Consider the following 16,678-nt stretch of genomic DNA (forward strand, 5'->3'; position numbering starts at 1 on the left):
TTGCCCTTTGGCAGAATCTTTTTCAAGATGCTGCTAGGTTATTATTGTTGTTAGGAGAAGCAGAGAATCAAACTTACTCGAATAATGCTAGTGGGGTATTTGCCGAATTATTCCAACTTAGTGAACATAAAGAACTATCTAAATCTGAAGCCACACCAAGCCAACGTATTCAAGTATTACAAGAAGCATTAACCTCCACTTCGCCAGAAGCTAGAAAGCTAGGATTAGATGCTTGCAAAAAAGCCCTGTCCTGGACGGGCGGAGGATTCATAAGAGACAGCCATCGGATAGTTGGTAAACGTCCAAATTTATGGCATCCCAAAACATATGGTGAACTGTTTGATGCTTATCGTGATATATGGAAATTGCTTTTTTCGAGTTTAGACACTTTTGATGGAAGTGAACGTGAGGTCGCGTTTAAGGGCGTGATGGATGGTGCAGGCAATTTAGCTCGCATTCATTTGCTGAACGAAATGGTGTTAGAAGACTTAGAGACACTTTCGGAAAAGGATTTGATAGACACAGAAAGAGAATCGCTGACTGCTACTGTTCTCCATTTTACGCACTATTTTAATAAAGAGATTCCTCCTGATGTTCTTGATCGATGGGAAAAGCTTCAGAAAAAAATAACTGGAAGTAACTATCATGATATGTTAGTTCGGTACGTTGCAATGGATTTGATCATTGATAGATTTGACGAATCTGAGAATAAAGTAGATAAAATCGAGAGCAATATCCAAGAATTAGCAGATTACGGTTTGTCAAACCTGATTGAATTAATGGCAGAACTTCCATGGTTAATGTCTAATGACTTCTATAGGGGACGAGGCTTTGCCACAGCTTTAGGTAAGAAAGATAAAAAGAAGGAACTGTTAAGTTCAATAATTCAGCTAGCTAAGGAATTGAGGAGCAAAAAAACTCCGGCGGTTTTCCTAGGAAGCTACTTGCAAGATAGTTTTGCCCAAGATAAAGCTGGTTGGATGAAATTGGTGCAATCTTTTTCTGAGGATGATGACCTTGTTTATGTTGTGCCAATGGTGATATGGCATACACGCGAACTTACGAATGATTTGGCCATTCTGCTTATTGACTTGGCAAAAGCAGGGAAAATAAGCCTTCTGGAGTTTAGGCTATTTGAATATGTGGATTTTTTCAAAGAAGTATCTCAGGATGTCATTGACGAATGGTTTGATCTCTTGCTTTCGCAAAATGATGTTGCATTCTCCCTTATTGCCCTTTCCACACACCATCATCTTTATGTATACGAAAAACGAAACAGGAAACTGCCTGAAAAGTTGACTCTTCGCCTGTTGACACACTCAACTTTTTCTACGCCCTCGAATAAGATCATGTACGATCAAATGGGTGAATACCACTGGACAGAAATAGCAGATAAATTTATTGAACAATTTCCTAACCGCGCCTTGGAAATTAGCTTCGAGATATTAGAGCATTTTGCCGATGACAATGCATTGTTTGGGCGTATTTTTTCTACAATACATAATACTGTAGGAAAGGTAGCCCGGTTATATCCTGAACATGTATGGAAGCAAATTGTGAGATATCTTGATCCCCCTTATGATAGTCGGGCATTTGGAATAACAAATTGGTTACATGGTCAATCTGAAATCCTCGGAAATGAGAAAATGACTGGTCCTTTAGATATTTTTCCCCAAAACGTAGTTTGGGATTGGGTAAACGAAAATATCGAGCAAAGGGCTTGGTATTTGGCCACATTCGTTCCGAAAGCTTTACATCGGGAAACGGATAAGGTCTGTTGGGCTCGCGAGTTACTTGTACGATATGGAGATTTAGAAGATGTAAGAAACAATTTGCATGCAAATTTTGGAAGCGGAAGTTGGTCAGGGTTGGCTAGCCAATACTTTACACAAAAGCAGAAGGTAGCCACAGATTTCAGAAAAAATGAGAGTAACCCTCAGGTCATAAAATGGCTCGATGAATGTATTGATAGGCTTGAGCAAGATATTCAAAGAGAAAGAATAAGAGAAGAGCGCGACTATTATTAATAAATGTTACTAAGCGAGGAATGGCGGAGCGGCCCCCTCCGCCCTTGCGGGCACCTCCCCCAAATGGGACAGGGAAACTTTTTATGTTAACCATGTATAACATGTCCCATTTGGGGGAGGCGGGTGGGGGCAGGGATTTGCAATAGACTCAATTGAGTGATGATAAATTCAGGGAAAGAACATCATGCCAGCTAAACGATCCAATCCAGGAACTATGCGTCAGGCAGTGAAGCTGAGAAAAGAGCCCACACTTGCTGAAAGAAAACTGTGGGCATATTTACGCGGGGATAAATTGAACGGGGTGAATTTCAGGCGCCAACATGCTATTGGGAACTTTATCGTTGACTTTGTCTCAGTCAAAGGGAAACTGATTATTGAGCTAGACGGGAGTCAGCATCTGGAGCAAGCTGAATACGATGTTGAGCGAAGCAAGTATTTGGAATCCCTAGGATATAAAGTGATCCGATTTTGGAATAATCAGGTATTGAATGATATTAATGGAGTCATTCAGGCGATTGAATTCTCCTTGAAGGGTAATTAAGTCCGCGGCAGGAATTGCGGGAGCGACCCCCCTCTGCCTTCGGCACCTCCCCCAAATGGGACATGTTACAACTGGCTGATATAAAAAGTTTCCCTGTCCCATTTGGGGGAGGCTGGGTGGGGGCAGGAGTTGACGAACGAGAAGCGGGATTAATACCGACTATAATGCGGGCATAAGACAATCCACAATTTCTCATCAACTTAGAATTCAGAGGAGAATACAATGAGGAAGTATCTTCGTTTATTATTTGCCATAGCGCTCTTGATTGTACTTACCGGATGCAGGCTTGGAAGAGGCGATAATCAGAAACCTGTCGCCGAGGCAACTGGGACGCCCATCTCACCCACCACACCCGCGGTCACTTCAACGACTGCCGTGTCCATTGTGACTTCAACTCCTGGTCCAGAGGGTATGTATGTCACTCCTATCACGTATGAAGTCAAAGTGTTCGATAACTACGAGGTCCACGATGCGAAGCGCGACCGTACCTTCCCGATCCTCATCCGCTATCCGCTCGGCGCGCAGGGGCCTCTGCCGCTCATCATCTGGTCTCATGGCGGAGGGTATAACAATAATGGACATCATGCTAACAACGAATGGGGATATGCGCTGGCAAGCGCCGGTTATGTGGTGATTCATATCGGGCATGTGGAGGATGAACTTGACTCCCATTGTGCCCTGCTGCAAATCCCTGCCGATGAATGTGAGTCATCGGATTTTACCAAGCAGGTTGAAGATGGCGGTACGTTGCAGTCCACCTGGTACAACAAATCGCTTGATGGAAGCGCCGTGCTGGACGATTTGGATAACATCGAGCGCGCTTCCAATCTGACCTTTGACCGGGATCGCATCGGCGCCGCTGGTCACTCCGGGGGAACTGTGATGGTGATGAGCCTGGCCGGCGCAATTCGAAATGTATCACTCAGCCTTCAAAACATCGGGTGGCCCGACCCTCGCATCAAGGCCTTTAACGCCAATTCACCGCAGGGTATTGGTGCCCTTGGGTACACCGAGACCTCATGGTCGGATATCACGCGTCCCATGCTGGTTACCACTGGTCAATCAGACAGCACACCAAACGAACAGCCGCGCGATCGGCTGGATGCATTCCAGCGCATGCCCGGTCCCGATCAGTATTTGCTCTACGTGGATTCTCCCGAGGCCAACCACGTCACCTTTGCCCTGGGGTCCGATGGCGCATTGGATTTGGAACCCTATGTCGCGGCGACCCAGATCGCATTTTTTGACGCGTACCTGCGCGGCTATCCAGAAGCGCTGGCATGGCTCAATTCTGATGGCATAAGTGTGTGGAGCAATGGGGTCGCAACGATAACCGCAAAATAACCGCCAACGCCAACGGCGGGCGGGTGAGGGTGCGACCCACCCACCACTTCATCGCGACCCCGGTCAGTTCCTCGCGAACATGCCGCGTCAGGTTTTTGGCGACGAAGGGCTGGACAATGCACCGATCCACACCCCGATCAATGTCAACGCGCCGCCAAGCATAAAAGCAGAGTTTACGGTTTCATCCGCCAGCCATCCCGCAACGATCACGGTCACAAATGGCATAAGCACAAATTGAAATGAAGTTGCGGAAGCCGTCCAGCGCCTGACAACGAAAAGAAACAGATAAAACATGATCACTGAACCGAACAGTATCAGGTAGACAATGGATATCCACGTAGCCCTCTGGGTCGGCAGAGTCCATGATTCGCCCGCGATGAGGGACAGAATAACCAGAGTCAGCGCGCCTACTGTCACCGCCAATGCATTGGTAACAAATGGATCGCTCTTCGGGATCATTTTTATAACCACAGTCGATTCGGCGATGCACGCGACGCCCGCAATGATCGCGAGCACCGAAAGCACCGGAAGCGCTCCGCCTGGCTGTTCGAAGAACGCATAGGCTATGCCTGCCAGAGCAAGGAAGCCGCCGATTAATCCGCGCCAGCGAAACGACTCAATACCGTGAAAGAATGCGAAAAAGAAGGTCATCAAAGGCACGAGCGCAATAAAGACCGATGTCAGCCCGGCAGGAATGCTTTGCAGCCCCCAATATAAAAATGCATAACTTGCACCAATGCTCAGAAGGCCATAAAGAAGGATTCCAAGCAGTGTGCGCCTATCGGGAAAAGGACTCCTTCGCAAAAGAACGATCCCCCAGAATATGAGCGCCGCCGCCGCAAAGCGGATGGTTGCTCCCCAAAAAGGCGGCAATTCTGCCACTGTAAATCGGACCGCGACAAAGTTCGAGCCCGCAAATAATACGATGAATAGGTAAGCCAACAGGGTTAATTTGTCGGGGCTGGAAACAATTGTCACATCTTGTTTGGAAGTCACGCCGTTCATTTCATTTCCTTTCTACCAGTAAAAGACAAAACATTTACAGCGTATCGCATAATTTGCTAAATCAAGGTTGTAATATCTTAGCCGCAATTTGTGCCAAAAAGTTTAGTTATGAGGCAAGCGATAATGGCAATAACACGTTATCTTCCATTTCGGTTTGGGTATTCGCTGATCAGGGATAGTGGGGAAATAAGGAAAGCCTGACACCTCACATTCTCAGTGTAAACTTGGGGCATGGCAACCAATTTCAAGAACCAAAAATTCAAAGTCCCTTTGCATGGCTGGCTCGGACTGAGTCTCATCATCGTTTTCTGGATCCTCAATTGGACGTTGACAGGCCCGCGCACGCATTGGGGTTTCTTCCCGCTGTGGTTTGGGCATTGCCTTGGCATGGATGGATTGGTCTTCTGGCGCACGGGCACTTCTCTGCTCATGCGGAGTCCGCGAAAATACATCGGCTTGTTCCTCGTCTCCGCGCCCGTGTGGTGGATCTTCGAACTGCTCAACCTCCGCACCCAAAACTGGACCTACAGCGGTGCCGAGATATTCACACCACTACAATATTTCTTTTGGACAACCTTGAGCTTCACAACTGTGATCCCCGCCGTATTTGGGAGTGCAGAATTCTTCGCGAGCTTTGATTTTGTTAAACGACTTACCCGCGGTCCCGTAATTGGTACGGATAAAAGGACAACCGTTTCCTTCTTCGCCCTCGGCTGGATCATGCTCGCCTTGATGTTGATCTACCCGAAAATCTTCTTTCCGTTCATCTGGCTATCCCTCTACTTTATTCTTGAACCCATCAATATCTGGCTCGGAAATCGCTCGCTCGCCCAGTGGACGGCGAAAGGCGATTGGCGTCCGGTCATTTCACTCTGGCTGGGTGTATTGCTGACCGCCTTCTTTTGGGAGATGTGGAATTATTATTCGTATCCGAAATGGATCTATCACGTCCCCTGGGGTAACTGGCTGCACATCTTTGAAATGCCGTTGCTCGGTTATGGCGGCTATCTGCCCTTCGCGCTGGAACTGTACGCGCTATATCATCTGGTTAGCGGGTGGTTTGGAGATAAGATCGGCGAGTATGTCAGAGTTATACCTGAATAACATCGACTTTCTCAAACATAAAGGAGACGATTCTTGGCGGCTTATCCTGGTCTTCTTCATGCCAATATTCGTTTATCTTTACCAATTTCAAGCCATTGGACATGGCCGCATTGATAAACTCCGAAATGTGATGGACAAATGCCTCCACCTCTATTGTTTCATCATTCCTTTCGAACCTTGCCTTTACCCCTTTGTATTGTTTGAAGGGATGTAGTTCGTTGATGAAAAATTTGCCTTTTGGCAATAATGTCCGCGTGGCTTCTGAAAAGATATGGGACAAGTCTGCGATGTGCTCCAACACAAGATTACAGGTAATGAGGTCGTAAGCATTATCTTCACAAGGCCAGCGTTTCGTTAAGTCTGCCATGTCAAAGCGGATATTCTCCCCCTTGACTTTTTCTTTGGCCTTCTCGATCATGCCCTGCGAAAAATCGAGGGCATGAACCTGCCTCCCAATTTGGACGAGGAAGGCGGTGTTCTTGCCTGTCCCACACCCAAGCTCAAGGATGGATTCGAAATGCTGACCCGCGAAAGTCTCGCGAGTCACTTTTTGATCAAGGTCACGGGTCAGGTTTTCGTTTGAGTCGTAGATCCCTGACCACTCGTTATATGCGTTTTGAATGCTCATCGCTTTATTCTATATCATTTAATACTTATTGAATCTCCCCCTCGCAAGTAGTAAAAACATCGGTTCCAGGACCGCCCAGGCACACGTCATTCCCATCACCGCCAGTGATGGTGTCATCTCCGCCGCCGCCGAGGATGCAATCATCTCCGCCAAGGCCGTCAATCGTGTCTACGCCAGAGCTGGCGAGGATGAGGTCATTGCCTGTGGTACCGGTCAATGTGCCTGAGCCAGTAGCGAGGTTGGTCAGGGATAAGCCTGAGCAAGCTGAAGGCTTGAAGCTATTAATGTTGACGGACGATACAACATGATCAAGCCGCGTAACTGGAATGGTATTGGTGGCGGCAACAGCCGTCACCGAGGTAAATAATATTAGCGCAACCAGCCCAAAGGTCAGCAGTTGAAGCGGACGGGGTATAGTCATAATTTGATCTTCCTTAATATCTCCGTCTCAGGCTGAGTCAATGTAAATCCAATTTCACCGGTATGGATGGCATATTCCATTACTTCTTCACGGACTGGTTTCAGATTGGCAGCCTTATTCTTGCTGGCATAAGCAACAGGAGCTGGCATTTCATTTACAGGTGGAGGAGGATTACTCGTTTTCTTTTCTTCATCAACGACCTTGGAGCTAATTGGCTCGGCATGAATGGGCGCAGGTTCAACAACACGTTCTTCAAATGCACTTGTTATGTGCTTAATTTCTACGTCGTCAACTTGTGTATGATCCGCAACACCCTTCCTGCCAGTGGTGATCACATAGCGATAAGTCGTGCCGCTGCTCTGGACAAGATAATAATGTAAAAAATTCTGTGTCATGTGCAGGATCATCGTGCCATGCCGCTCGGCAAGCCTGGCGAGATCATCAATCGTCGCCACATCGATCACCGATAAAGACGGCGCGATATTTTGCTCATAAACATCCACCAGCATGGAGCCATACTTGAAGCGGATGAGCGCCTCCTGACTCTGGTTGGCGGTGCGATACACATTGCTGCCAGCAAAGATAATACCAAATAGCGCAAACCCAAGCCCAAGCAGGGAGATGAAGCGCACTGCCCAAACGGGCGGCTTCAAGCCCAATAAGGAAATGGTGTTTACCCGTGTTTCAGAACCGCTTGCAATACTTTGTTTCGAAGACCGCAAAGGATCCTGCTGTGATTCGTCCGCAGCGAGATAGAAATGCACCTTGTCGTATTTGAATACTAGCTTTGGGTCAAAGGTATCGTTGATCTGTTGCCCCGCAACCGTTGCAGTAAGTGCAATATTTGTAACGATCTCCAAAGTGTAAGAACTGGAATGCAAACCAGCTTCCTGCTCCACCAGGTTTACCAGAGACTCCACCTGGCACAGGTCAAGAGTGGTCATCGTGAAATATGAATTGCCATTAAACGAAGCGCCCGAATTCAAAGGGATCGTGCGAAACCATCCGCTTTGCTCATCCATAATACGAGCCACCATACTTTGATTGCCTGTCATTCCCTGCACAGCATTTCCGATCATATTATAGGTAAAACCGATGTTAAGAAAGCAAGTCAATTTTGGGAAGACAGGCTCCCCCGAATGCAGCACATCGGAATCATAAACACCGGGCGTGCCCGTGGCCGAGTAGAAAAAATAACCCTCTTGTTGATATGGAATATTTTCGGCGGGGCGATTCAACGGACGTGTAAAAGCGAGAATACCCAAAGCAAGGAAAGCCAGGCTGAGAAACCCAGCCGCATACAACAAGCCTTCAGACCTTGCTCTAAAGTTCGTCAACGGCTTATTGTTTTCCTTTTTACGTTTGGATGGTTTTGCGATCACGCCAGACATCAAGACACCTCCGAGCAAAGCAACTGTAAGCGAAATATGCAGCGGCTCACGTACCCATTCAATGGCCTTGCCAAGTTTCGGGATATGCACCCATAATTTTCCAATGATCTCATCCTGCGTTGGTTGATAAGAATCAAGCCAGGAATTATTATCACCTTTAAGGATGAAGCGATCCAACTCAGTGCCAATAATGCGATGGAAGACAAAAGCACCCATTTCTGCATTTTGATAGGTGACCGCATCCCCCGCCCTGTAAGTTGATTCCGTTCGAACGAGTATTAGATCACCGAGATGAAAGTTCGGCTCCATGCTGTTGCCGTTGACGATGACATACGTGACTGAGCCGCCCAAATTAGTTGGCGCAAATGCAATTACAAAGATGAATACAATGAAAAGGAATAATAGCGTAACAAGAGTGGTCGAGCGTTTACTAATGGGTTTCATTATCTATAAAATTACAGGCCTGCTCGCGGCGTTCTCCCGCCAATCTTCGAGACGGGTTCTTCCATCGGAGCAGGCCTGCTTCTTTCATTAATTGGTCATCAGAACTAGTTGCTGGCGGCTACCACACGCAACTGGTTTATGGTCGAAACATCGAGACCGGTGGTAGTGCATGACCAGGTTGTGCCGGTGCCGAGAGTGCAGGCATACCAGGAACCAGTTGTGGCCACAAGTTGGACTTTTACAACTGTAGCCGCAGCACCCACGTCAAATGCGACGCTATCCAGTGTGGATGGATCGGTCCCATTCAAAGTGTACACAACACTGGTAATTGTGTAACCGCTGACCACTCCCAGACCATCACCAGCTTTTGTGGCTGGGACAGTGTTAGCCGCAGCAAAAGCATAAGAGGCGACTGAGATGATGGCTATGACGAGCACAACGAACAGGATCTTGAAATTGCGTAACATGGCTTTTCTCCTTGTTTTGCAGATCCACATGGAAGCGGGTCTGCGCTAGTGGAACGAACTTCTTGAAGGTTGATCAGCCATCCGAATAAAAAAGCCTGACTTGTGGTAAGCCAGGCCAAACATACACAAAAAGAATTTTGTGATCTTCGGCGGCCTGGCGGTCGTGGTCACTTTGTAGTGACGGTAGACCCATGGCTTTGCGTCACCGGCTTTCACCGGTTTTGCCTTTATCGGATGTTGTTGTCAATATAACATTGAAAAAAATAAATAGACCTTGCAAAATAATTGCAACAGGTTAAACATTTGCAGTTTGGTAAGGCGATTGTTTGTCTCACTTCATAGGTAAAGTGGTCTGGCCTTATGACCACACAAAGTGATGTTCGTCATCTTGTTTATGAATCTCGATTACGTATAATTTTCCTTGTGAGCAAAATATTGGATCATCATCTTCAATTTGATCGAAGCCACATGGCTTCGATTTTTCATTAAAGGAGAATTCTTATGTCAAAACTCGATAATATGGTTCAGGATTTCCTCGCGCAGAAGAAGATCGCCGTTGTGGGTGTATCGGATAAGCGCGAGACAGGTTGCAATCTGAATTATAAAAAATTCAAGGAAAGTGGTTATCAAGTCTATGCAGTAAACCCGCACATATCTTCTTTTGAAGGGGACACTTGCTACCCCGACCTAAAATCCATCCCTGAAAAAGTAGATGCAGTCTTTATTCTTACCAGCCCGAAGGTAACTGACCAGATCATTCAACAATGCGTAGATATGGGCATCAAACATGTATGGATGCACTGCATGATGGGCACCAAGCCCGGTCTCGCGGCAAGCATGACCAGCGTCTCCCCTTCTGCTGTAGAGATGTGCAAAGCCAATGGGATCGCGGTCATTCCCGGCTCATGCCCGAACCAATACCTAAAGCCAGATTTCGGTCATGCGATGATGCGCGGCATGTGGAAAATGTTCGGCTTTATGAGCGTGAATTAAGGGCTCGCAAAAAACAGTTATCTCAGTCCCATCATTGCGAGGAAGGCTTTAGCCTGACAAAATAATTCCTTTGCCTCGTTGGGGATTGTTTCGTCGCAAAGAGCAAGGGCGCTCCTCGCAATGACATGATTATGAATACTCTTCCTTCATGAATCTTTCAAATCCCTGCTTCGTGAGTTGACTTAACTCGTCGAACAGGGGTTTTTCGACCTTCTTAAAATTGAAGCAGGATTTTCCCTGCATGTGTTTCTTGAGTTCAGGGGAGATGTCCTTCAATAGATCGGGATACATGTAGACTGGCATGAGATAAAAAGAGACATAATTCTTTTTCACTTGTGTTGAGGCGAAGAATAAGTCCTTCTTCCATTTCTCACTGTATCCGCCTTCGAGATAATAAACTTCCGTTGCATCTGATTTGACATTCAGCTTTTTGGCGTAAGGTTCGAGAATGGATTTGAGATTTTCAAAGATGATGGGGAATTCGGTTTGAGATGGCATAGATACTCCTTCACGCGCCATTAGGAACTTGATCCCGGATGGAGCAAACTATGGTGTGACCACAACCTGCATAAAGATCGGATCACCAAAGACGTTTCCATCAGCATCAACTGCTTGCCAGGAGGTCACATAAGAACCTGGCTCTGCGGGGGCGATGAAGAGGATGCGCAGCGTAGCTTGAGTCCCTGCTCGGGCGGGGTAGATCAATTGTTCCTCTCCTGCGCCGAGGGGATAGCCTCCCACCCACTTCAAGCGATAAGTATCATCCCAGCCGCAGGTTCCGCTGTTTTGCACCAGCCATTGCTTATCAATGGCTGCGCCAGGGAGAAAAGATGTACCGTCATCTACTGTCACATCATCAATAAAATCGAGGTCATTTATGCAAGGGCCCGGTGTAGCAGTTGGGGTGAGAGTAAATGTGGGAGCAGGCGTGAATAACGCAGGTATGGGCGTGGTTGTGGATAGCGGCTGTGTGGGCGGGATGGAAGTCGGCGGGCGGAACAGCGTCGGTGTAGTTTGAGGGGCACAGGCATAAAAGAAGAAAATGCTTGTGAGCAGGATCAGTTGTCGGCTAAGTGAGAAGCGATTCTTCGTCATAATAAAAATGGACACGTTACCGTGTCCATTTATTTTACTTTATGCTTCTTCTTCAGTACCACCGGCCTCTTCGGCTACTTCAGCGCCAAGGTCAAGCGGAAGGGCGATCTCGCCGCTGAGCGCTTTCTGGCGGATGATGCCTTCGATCTCGTTCATCATATCAAGATTGGCACGCAGGTAATCTTTGGCATTCTCGCGTCCCTGGCCGATGCGGATATCGCCATAAGAGAAGAAGGCGCCGCGCTTGGTGAGGACTTCAAACTTGGTGGCGAGGTCAAGCACATCACCAGATTTCGAGATGCCTTCGTTGAACATAATGTCAAACTCGGCAGTGCGGAAAGGCGGCGCCATTTTGTTCTTGACCACTTTGACACGGGTGCGATTGCCGATGACTTCTTCGCCGACTTTGATGGATTGAATGCGGCGCACATCGAGGCGGACGGAGGCATAGAACTTGAGAGCTTGTCCGCCCGTGGTGGTTTCAGGGTTGCCAAACATCACGCCGATCTTCTGGCGCAATTGATTGGTAAAGATGACAGCGGTCTTGGTCTGGTTGATCGCGCCTGAAAGTTTGCGAAGCGCTTGTGACATAAGACGTGCTTGCACGCCCATGGTGGCGTCGCCCATATCGCCTTCGATTTCGGAGCGTGGGACTAGCGCAGCAACCGAGTCAACTACGACGACATCCACTGCGCCAGAGCGGACGAGGGTCTCTGCGATCTCGAGCGCCTGCTCACCGGTATCGGGCTGAGAGACGAGCAAGTTGTCGATATCCACGCCGACCTTTGCGGCATAGGTGGGGTCGAGCGCATGTTCCATATCAATAAATGCAGCGGTGCCGCCCATCCTCTGTGCTTCGGCCACAATGTGCTGACAAAGCGTGGTTTTACCAGAGGACTCAGGGCCATAGATTTCGATCACACGTCCACGCGGAATGCCGCCGACGCCGAGGGCAATATCGAGGGAGAGCGAGCCCGTGGGAATAGCTTCGGTCACCATGCCATGAGCTTCGCCGAGGCGCATGATCGAGCCATCGCCGTAGCGTTTTAAAATATCGCCAACAGCCTTATCTAGCACGGCTTGTTTGGCGTTATCCATATTTTTGGTTTGTGCGGTTTCAGTTGAGGCTGAACGGGAAGATTTTCTGGCCATGAGTTAGTTCTCCAATACAAGTGTAATAGGTAAAAACATTTAACCACAAAGGGCACGAAGTGTCACGAAGGGTTAAGGGTTTAAGTGTGTTGCGAGAGTATAGCACAGATGTTCAGTACGTCAAGGTGCTGAAAAAAGGTGTCAGGGGGCGGGCGTAGAGGTGGATTGCAGGCTGGAGGGAACGAAATCAAGGGTTGGGACAGGTGGGCGTTCAGTGCCGAAACCTTTTTCACCGGTGAAGGTAAAGTAGGTAACCTGCCCAGGAAAAATCTCGACCCAGGTTTGTCGATCCTTGGTTTCATCTGCATAGCGAATCGTAATCTTATAAATACCCGCAGGCAGGTCACCTAACACAAGGTTTTCGTTGTAGTACGGATCAGAATTGACCGCCCCACCTTTGCCATAAGTTCTCGCTTCAAAAGTTTTCTTTATGGCTTCCGCGCGAACAGTGATTTCTGTCTGCTGAAGCAATTCTCCCTTTGTATCCATCACGCGGCCAACCAGCACACCCCAGCCCTGCGGAGGGGCGATCCATAACTCAGGGTTATATGTATAGAAAAAGGAGTTATGAGGGAAGCGAACTTCAAAGTGGACATGCGGCCCCGTAGTTGCGCCCGTTGAGCCGACAAAGCCAATCACCTCCCCCGTTTCAACGTGCTGGCCAACGATCACATTCATCAAACTCATGTGCGCGTAAACGGTATAAAGCTGTTGATCGTTATAACCAAAGTCATGGCGGATGGCAACCGCCAAACCATACGGGTCATCTTGATTGCCCGGTGTTTCGAGGAACAGTCCCCAGCCCGTCCACACCACTGTCCCCGGGCCCGCGGCCATGATGGGTGTGCCTTCCGGTGTTGGGATATCAACGCCGGTATGCACAATATTCCGCCCAAAAAATACGCCGCCATAACGATAATCCGGGGTCGGCCAGTTGACCTGGTCTGCGGCGATGGGGCGCGCGAAATAAAAATGATCATAGGCAGACATGGCCCAGGGGATTGGATATAAAGGAGGACGCCAGCCAGAGATAGGCTCCGCGCCAGGAGTGGGAAGACTGAATTGAAACGGTACTGGTGAAGGAGTCACCGCATCAAACATGACCTGAGGCTGGTCGGCCACACCTGCGGCGATTACCGGCGTTGGGGTGACTCCACCTACCGCGCTCGAGCAGGCGGAGAGAGTTAGTAATAATATGAGGATGATCGTCTTATTGAATTTCATTTTTTTTATTGATTCACACAATCCCGAAGGGATGACAGAATTATAGAATAAAGCAAATAATGATCATAATCCCGAAGGGATGGTATAGATTTTCTGGAATTTATGACACCCCTTCGGGGTTAGGATAAATGCCTTCTCTTAACTATAATCATTTCACTCCTTCGGAGTTTTCATTAACTCTGGAGTTGGGCAGCTTGCTGCCCAGAGTATCCATCAGCAAGCTGATGGAGTCCACAGTGGTGCGCTATGGAATCACCGTTGGGGGTGTGGGTGTCAGAGATGGGGTGAACGTGGCCGCAGGGGTTAATGTTGGTGTTGGCGAGAGGGATGGGGTGAATGTTATGCGTGGCGTTCGGGTGGGGCGTTTTGTGGGAGTCGATGTAAATGTGGAAGTGGGTGTAAGGGTGGGAGCAAGAACGCGAGTTGGGGTGACGAGCGCTTCGGCAGGATAAAGCTCCAACATGGCAGCGTACCAGCTTTGGTCGCCGGTCAACGCAAATTCAGAGAAGCGTGCGCCGTTATAAAAGGTGCGCCAGTTTGGCAAGGCTGGCACACGCTCCCAGCCATAAGTTGAGGCGAGGTCGGTTATATCCACCCAATAGCCTGAGGGCACGGGGCCATATTCACCGCCCTGCTCATAGATACGCGGATCAAGATCATAGCGCGCGCTTAAATTCCAGGGAGCATTGTGGATCGGCTCACCTACCGAACCATCCTGCACCCCAGCGCGGATGTAAACCCGCCAATACGTTTGTGCGCCAATATCTTCACGCAAGGTGACCATCCAGCCGGCATTGGACATGAGGGAGTTAATCGCAAAGGCTCTGCCTGTGTATAACCAATCTTCTTCCATACCGGGTTCGAGGCTGGTGGTTAACGGAACAAAAGCGTTTTCCAAACTTGCGAGCACATCCCAGCCAGTTTCAAGAACGATGCGATTACGTAAGGCGTTAAAGGATTCATCCACCAGATCATGTAGTTGCGGATACGGAGCCTGCACATCATCAATCGGGACAACGTACCAGCGTTCACCGGGCACATCGGTTCCAGATGTGATGGCTGGTGACCATAAAGCTGTGGGCGGAGCTCCTGCCGCTTGCGCGAATACATTCGGGAGCGGATTCGGTAACTCAGCGTGGCCCCAGGTCAGCCCGCGCACACGGCCGCTTAATGGAGTGGGAGAGATCAGCAAATTGCCTTGAACATCATAGGAGGTGATGTAGTATCGATTGGGAGCGCTGGTAACTGCGATGATCTTTTCAGCCGCTTCATCCCAGGCGCCGATGATTCCATCACCAATCCAACGTGCGGTGCGGCTTGGATTCGTGGCATCCCAAATATATAAGCCGCTAAAGCCTACAGTTTGAGAGATGGAGGCCCAAAGTAATTGTGAGCCGTCATAATTCCAAAGCGGAAAGTTTTCAGAGGCAAAAGGTGTGTTGCTTAAGTTTTGGTAACGCTCATCACCGGTGATATCGAGATTGGCAAGCCACACGTCACTATCGCCGCCGCGAGTGGAGATGAAAGCCACGTGCCTGCCATCCGGTGCCCAGACGGGAGAGTGATCGGAGGCGGGATTCTGTGTGAGGGGGATGATCTCCTGTGAACGGTCATTGACCGACACAACGTAGACTTCAAGATTTTCATCGATATAGGTTTCAAAGACCAACCATTGACCATCCGGTGACCAGGAGGGAGCGGAGTCGTATTCAGGTGAATCTGTGACCTGCTCCACCTCTCCCGTTTGCAGATCCATCACATATAGATCCCAAAAGCCGCTGCGGTCGGATGCGAAGGCAAGTTGAGTGCGGTCGGGGCTGAGGGCGGGGGCGATGTCATTCCAATCGCCGGTGGTGATGCGGGTTAATGGTAAATCCTGTGGCTGCTCGCTTTGCGTAAAGAGATGAGCATATCCATTCTCTTCGATGGAGATAAAAACGGTATTGTCATCCTCACTAAAGCGGATGGCAGTGGGCGTGGCCGTAAATTCGATAATAGGTTCAGGAGTATTTTGTGGCGCGGGAATCTCCTGAGTGGCTTGCGAGCAGCCAAAGAGCAGGATGCTGATGATAATCAAACTATAAATAATTTTCATAGTGGGAAGGGAAAATCAGCGATCTTCATTATGTCGTTGCCGACGACATCGTGCCCGTAGGGTAAGCAATCCCATATTATCAGGAGACTGCTCACCTGCACTCCCGAAAAGGCATCGGGACGATGTGGCGTGCGGCGCAAGTGTCGGCAAAAAGCAAGTGCGCCTCGCACAGCGTCCCCTTTGGGGAGCGACATATTTGTTTTGTGAGTGGGGAAAGGCAAGGGCATGGATAAGGTCAATTAATCGGAATCAGATTCGGTCGAAGGAGGAGGCGCTGCCCCGGGGTCAAGGGGCGTCACATCAAAAGAAAATTGACGAGGTTCGGCGGAAGGGCCATCGGGATAATACAGCCTGGCGTTGAGAGTGTATGGATTCCTGAGTTCGCCGCGGATGTGCATGGTGAATTCCAGTTTCCAGCTCATGGGCTCGACGATGTTGGTGGAAGCGACTTCCTCCCCATCCGCATCGTGGAGGGAGACTTCAATGTAGGGCCGCTTTTGAAAGGGCGTGATCTCGAGATTGACACGCAAACGATAGCCATCCGGGTAGGGTTGGGCGGAAAGGGAGGCGATCTTCGTTTCTTCAGGGACTGCGCGGGTGAGGTTATCTTCGGGGAAGAAAAATTCCATGAGAGGAATTATAACCTGCGGACGCGATGTACCGCCCGCGCGGGGGGTGAGAGGAAAATTACAGTTTCATTAGCTGACGGGCGTATAATGTGGATATGCAATATATAAGGCGTTATGC

Annotated in this window: 16 protein-coding genes and 1 riboswitch; of the genes, 5 read left to right on the forward strand and 11 right to left on the reverse strand. The window is 48.9% G+C overall.

Features of this window, described 5'->3' with window-relative positions; all coding sequences use genetic code 11:
• The 3 genes from AC14M5_RS03725 to AC14M5_RS03735 form a co-directional block, all read left to right on the forward strand.
• Positions 1-2,027: hypothetical protein (locus AC14M5_RS03725; RefSeq protein WP_484028288.1), on the forward strand; the 2,027-nt coding region annotated here is incomplete at its 5' end.
• A 184-nt stretch (positions 2,028-2,211) separates the two neighbouring features.
• A complete protein-coding gene (locus AC14M5_RS03730) occupies positions 2,212-2,568 on the forward strand; it encodes an endonuclease domain-containing protein (RefSeq protein WP_484028289.1) in 357 nt (118 codons plus the stop codon).
• A gap of 222 nt (positions 2,569-2,790) precedes the next feature.
• Positions 2,791-3,912: an alpha/beta hydrolase family protein gene (locus tag AC14M5_RS03735; RefSeq protein WP_484028290.1), complete on the forward strand. Its 1,122-nt coding sequence runs from the start codon at positions 2,791-2,793 to the stop codon at positions 3,910-3,912.
• Between the two features lie 87 nt (positions 3,913-3,999).
• Here AC14M5_RS03735 and AC14M5_RS03740 read toward each other — a convergent pair whose 3' ends face one another.
• Complete coding sequence (locus AC14M5_RS03740) at positions 4,000-4,917, reverse strand: DMT family transporter (protein ID WP_484028291.1); 918 nt, start codon at positions 4,915-4,917, stop codon at positions 4,000-4,002.
• A 231-nt stretch (positions 4,918-5,148) separates the two neighbouring features.
• On the opposite strand from AC14M5_RS03740, the gene AC14M5_RS03745 reads away from it, so the two are divergent.
• The gene (locus tag AC14M5_RS03745) at positions 5,149-6,021 is read left to right on the forward strand and encodes a hypothetical protein (protein ID WP_484028292.1); all 873 of its coding nucleotides are present in this window, start codon (positions 5,149-5,151) and stop codon (positions 6,019-6,021) included.
• Here AC14M5_RS03745 and AC14M5_RS03750 read toward each other — a convergent pair.
• The 4 genes from AC14M5_RS03750 to AC14M5_RS03765 all read right to left on the reverse strand — a co-directional run bounded on the left by AC14M5_RS03750 (position 6,008) and on the right by AC14M5_RS03765 (position 9,372).
• Complete coding sequence (locus tag AC14M5_RS03750) at positions 6,008-6,649, reverse strand: class I SAM-dependent methyltransferase (protein ID WP_484028293.1); 642 nt, start codon at positions 6,647-6,649, stop codon at positions 6,008-6,010. The genes AC14M5_RS03745 and AC14M5_RS03750 overlap by 14 nt on opposite strands.
• Positions 6,650-6,674: 25 nt before the next feature.
• The gene (locus AC14M5_RS03755) at positions 6,675-7,070 is read right to left on the reverse strand and encodes a hypothetical protein (RefSeq protein ID WP_484028294.1); all 396 of its coding nucleotides are present in this window, start codon (positions 7,068-7,070) and stop codon (positions 6,675-6,677) included.
• A complete protein-coding gene (locus AC14M5_RS03760; RefSeq protein WP_484028295.1) occupies positions 7,067-8,905 on the reverse strand; it encodes a signal peptidase I in 1,839 nt (612 codons plus the stop codon). The genes AC14M5_RS03755 and AC14M5_RS03760 overlap by 4 nt, the downstream gene beginning before the upstream one ends.
• A gap of 104 nt (positions 8,906-9,009) precedes the next feature.
• Positions 9,010-9,372 (reverse strand): hypothetical protein, encoded by a 363-nt coding sequence (locus AC14M5_RS03765; protein ID WP_484028296.1) that lies wholly within the window; start codon positions 9,370-9,372, stop codon positions 9,010-9,012.
• Between the two features lie 145 nt (positions 9,373-9,517).
• A riboswitch (cyclic di-GMP riboswitch) is annotated at positions 9,518-9,608 on the reverse strand.
• A 265-nt stretch (positions 9,609-9,873) separates the two neighbouring features.
• Here AC14M5_RS03765 and AC14M5_RS03770 point away from each other — a divergent pair.
• On the forward strand, positions 9,874-10,365 hold the full coding sequence (locus AC14M5_RS03770; RefSeq protein WP_484028297.1) for a CoA-binding protein: 492 nt from the start codon (positions 9,874-9,876) through the stop codon (positions 10,363-10,365).
• 129 nt (positions 10,366-10,494) lie between these two features.
• On the opposite strand, the gene AC14M5_RS03775 is transcribed toward AC14M5_RS03770, so the two are convergent.
• The 6 genes from AC14M5_RS03775 to AC14M5_RS03800 form a co-directional block, all read right to left on the reverse strand.
• Positions 10,495-10,863, reverse strand: coding sequence for a hypothetical protein (locus AC14M5_RS03775; RefSeq protein WP_484028298.1), 369 nt, complete (start codon positions 10,861-10,863; stop codon positions 10,495-10,497).
• A gap of 48 nt (positions 10,864-10,911) precedes the next feature.
• Positions 10,912-11,475 (reverse strand): NBR1-Ig-like domain-containing protein, encoded by a 564-nt coding sequence (locus AC14M5_RS03780; protein WP_484028299.1) that lies wholly within the window; start codon positions 11,473-11,475, stop codon positions 10,912-10,914.
• A gap of 24 nt (positions 11,476-11,499) precedes the next feature.
• Positions 11,500-12,558, reverse strand: coding sequence for a recombinase RecA (gene recA / locus AC14M5_RS03785; RefSeq protein ID WP_484028303.1), 1,059 nt, complete (start codon positions 12,556-12,558; stop codon positions 11,500-11,502).
• Positions 12,559-12,753: 195 nt separating this feature from the next.
• Positions 12,754-13,836 carry a peptidoglycan DD-metalloendopeptidase family protein gene (locus tag AC14M5_RS03790; RefSeq protein ID WP_484028300.1) on the reverse strand — a complete coding sequence of 361 codons (1,083 nt, stop codon included), beginning with the start codon at positions 13,834-13,836 and terminating at the stop codon, positions 12,754-12,756.
• A gap of 244 nt (positions 13,837-14,080) precedes the next feature.
• Positions 14,081-15,931, reverse strand: a complete 1,851-nt coding sequence (locus AC14M5_RS03795) for a TolB family protein (RefSeq protein ID WP_484028301.1) — start codon at positions 15,929-15,931, stop codon at positions 14,081-14,083.
• A gap of 239 nt (positions 15,932-16,170) precedes the next feature.
• Positions 16,171-16,560 (reverse strand): hypothetical protein, encoded by a 390-nt coding sequence (locus AC14M5_RS03800; RefSeq protein ID WP_484028302.1) that lies wholly within the window; start codon positions 16,558-16,560, stop codon positions 16,171-16,173.
• Positions 16,561-16,678: the final 118 nt, after the last annotated feature.

This window comes from Candidatus Villigracilis sp. (genome assembly GCF_057083605.1).

What these genes read in the sequence shown, in the direction of transcription:
- AC14M5_RS03775 (WP_484028298.1), bottom strand. Translation starts at nt 10,863, where the DNA reads ATGCCATCTCAAACCGAATTCCCCATCATCTTTGAAAATCTCAAATCC.
- AC14M5_RS03745 (WP_484028292.1), top strand. Translation starts at nt 5,149, where the DNA reads ATGGCAACCAATTTCAAGAACCAAAAATTCAAAGTCCCTTTGCATGGC.
- AC14M5_RS03800 (WP_484028302.1), bottom strand. Translation starts at nt 16,560, where the DNA reads ATGGAATTTTTCTTCCCCGAAGATAACCTCACCCGCGCAGTCCCTGAA.
- AC14M5_RS03765 (WP_484028296.1), bottom strand. Translation starts at nt 9,372, where the DNA reads ATGTTACGCAATTTCAAGATCCTGTTCGTTGTGCTCGTCATAGCCATC.
- AC14M5_RS03730 (WP_484028289.1), top strand. Translation starts at nt 2,212, where the DNA reads ATGCCAGCTAAACGATCCAATCCAGGAACTATGCGTCAGGCAGTGAAG.
- AC14M5_RS03790 (WP_484028300.1), bottom strand. Translation starts at nt 13,836, where the DNA reads ATGAAATTCAATAAGACGATCATCCTCATATTATTACTAACTCTCTCC.
- AC14M5_RS03760 (WP_484028295.1), bottom strand. Translation starts at nt 8,905, where the DNA reads ATGAAACCCATTAGTAAACGCTCGACCACTCTTGTTACGCTATTATTC.
- AC14M5_RS03740 (WP_484028291.1), bottom strand. Translation starts at nt 4,917, where the DNA reads ATGAACGGCGTGACTTCCAAACAAGATGTGACAATTGTTTCCAGCCCC.
- AC14M5_RS03735 (WP_484028290.1), top strand. Translation starts at nt 2,791, where the DNA reads ATGAGGAAGTATCTTCGTTTATTATTTGCCATAGCGCTCTTGATTGTA.
- AC14M5_RS03755 (WP_484028294.1), bottom strand. Translation starts at nt 7,070, where the DNA reads ATGACTATACCCCGTCCGCTTCAACTGCTGACCTTTGGGCTGGTTGCG.
- recA (WP_484028303.1), bottom strand. Translation starts at nt 12,558, where the DNA reads ATGGATAACGCCAAACAAGCCGTGCTAGATAAGGCTGTTGGCGATATT.
- AC14M5_RS03795 (WP_484028301.1), bottom strand. Translation starts at nt 15,931, where the DNA reads ATGAAAATTATTTATAGTTTGATTATCATCAGCATCCTGCTCTTTGGC.
- AC14M5_RS03750 (WP_484028293.1), bottom strand. Translation starts at nt 6,649, where the DNA reads ATGAGCATTCAAAACGCATATAACGAGTGGTCAGGGATCTACGACTCA.
- AC14M5_RS03770 (WP_484028297.1), top strand. Translation starts at nt 9,874, where the DNA reads ATGTCAAAACTCGATAATATGGTTCAGGATTTCCTCGCGCAGAAGAAG.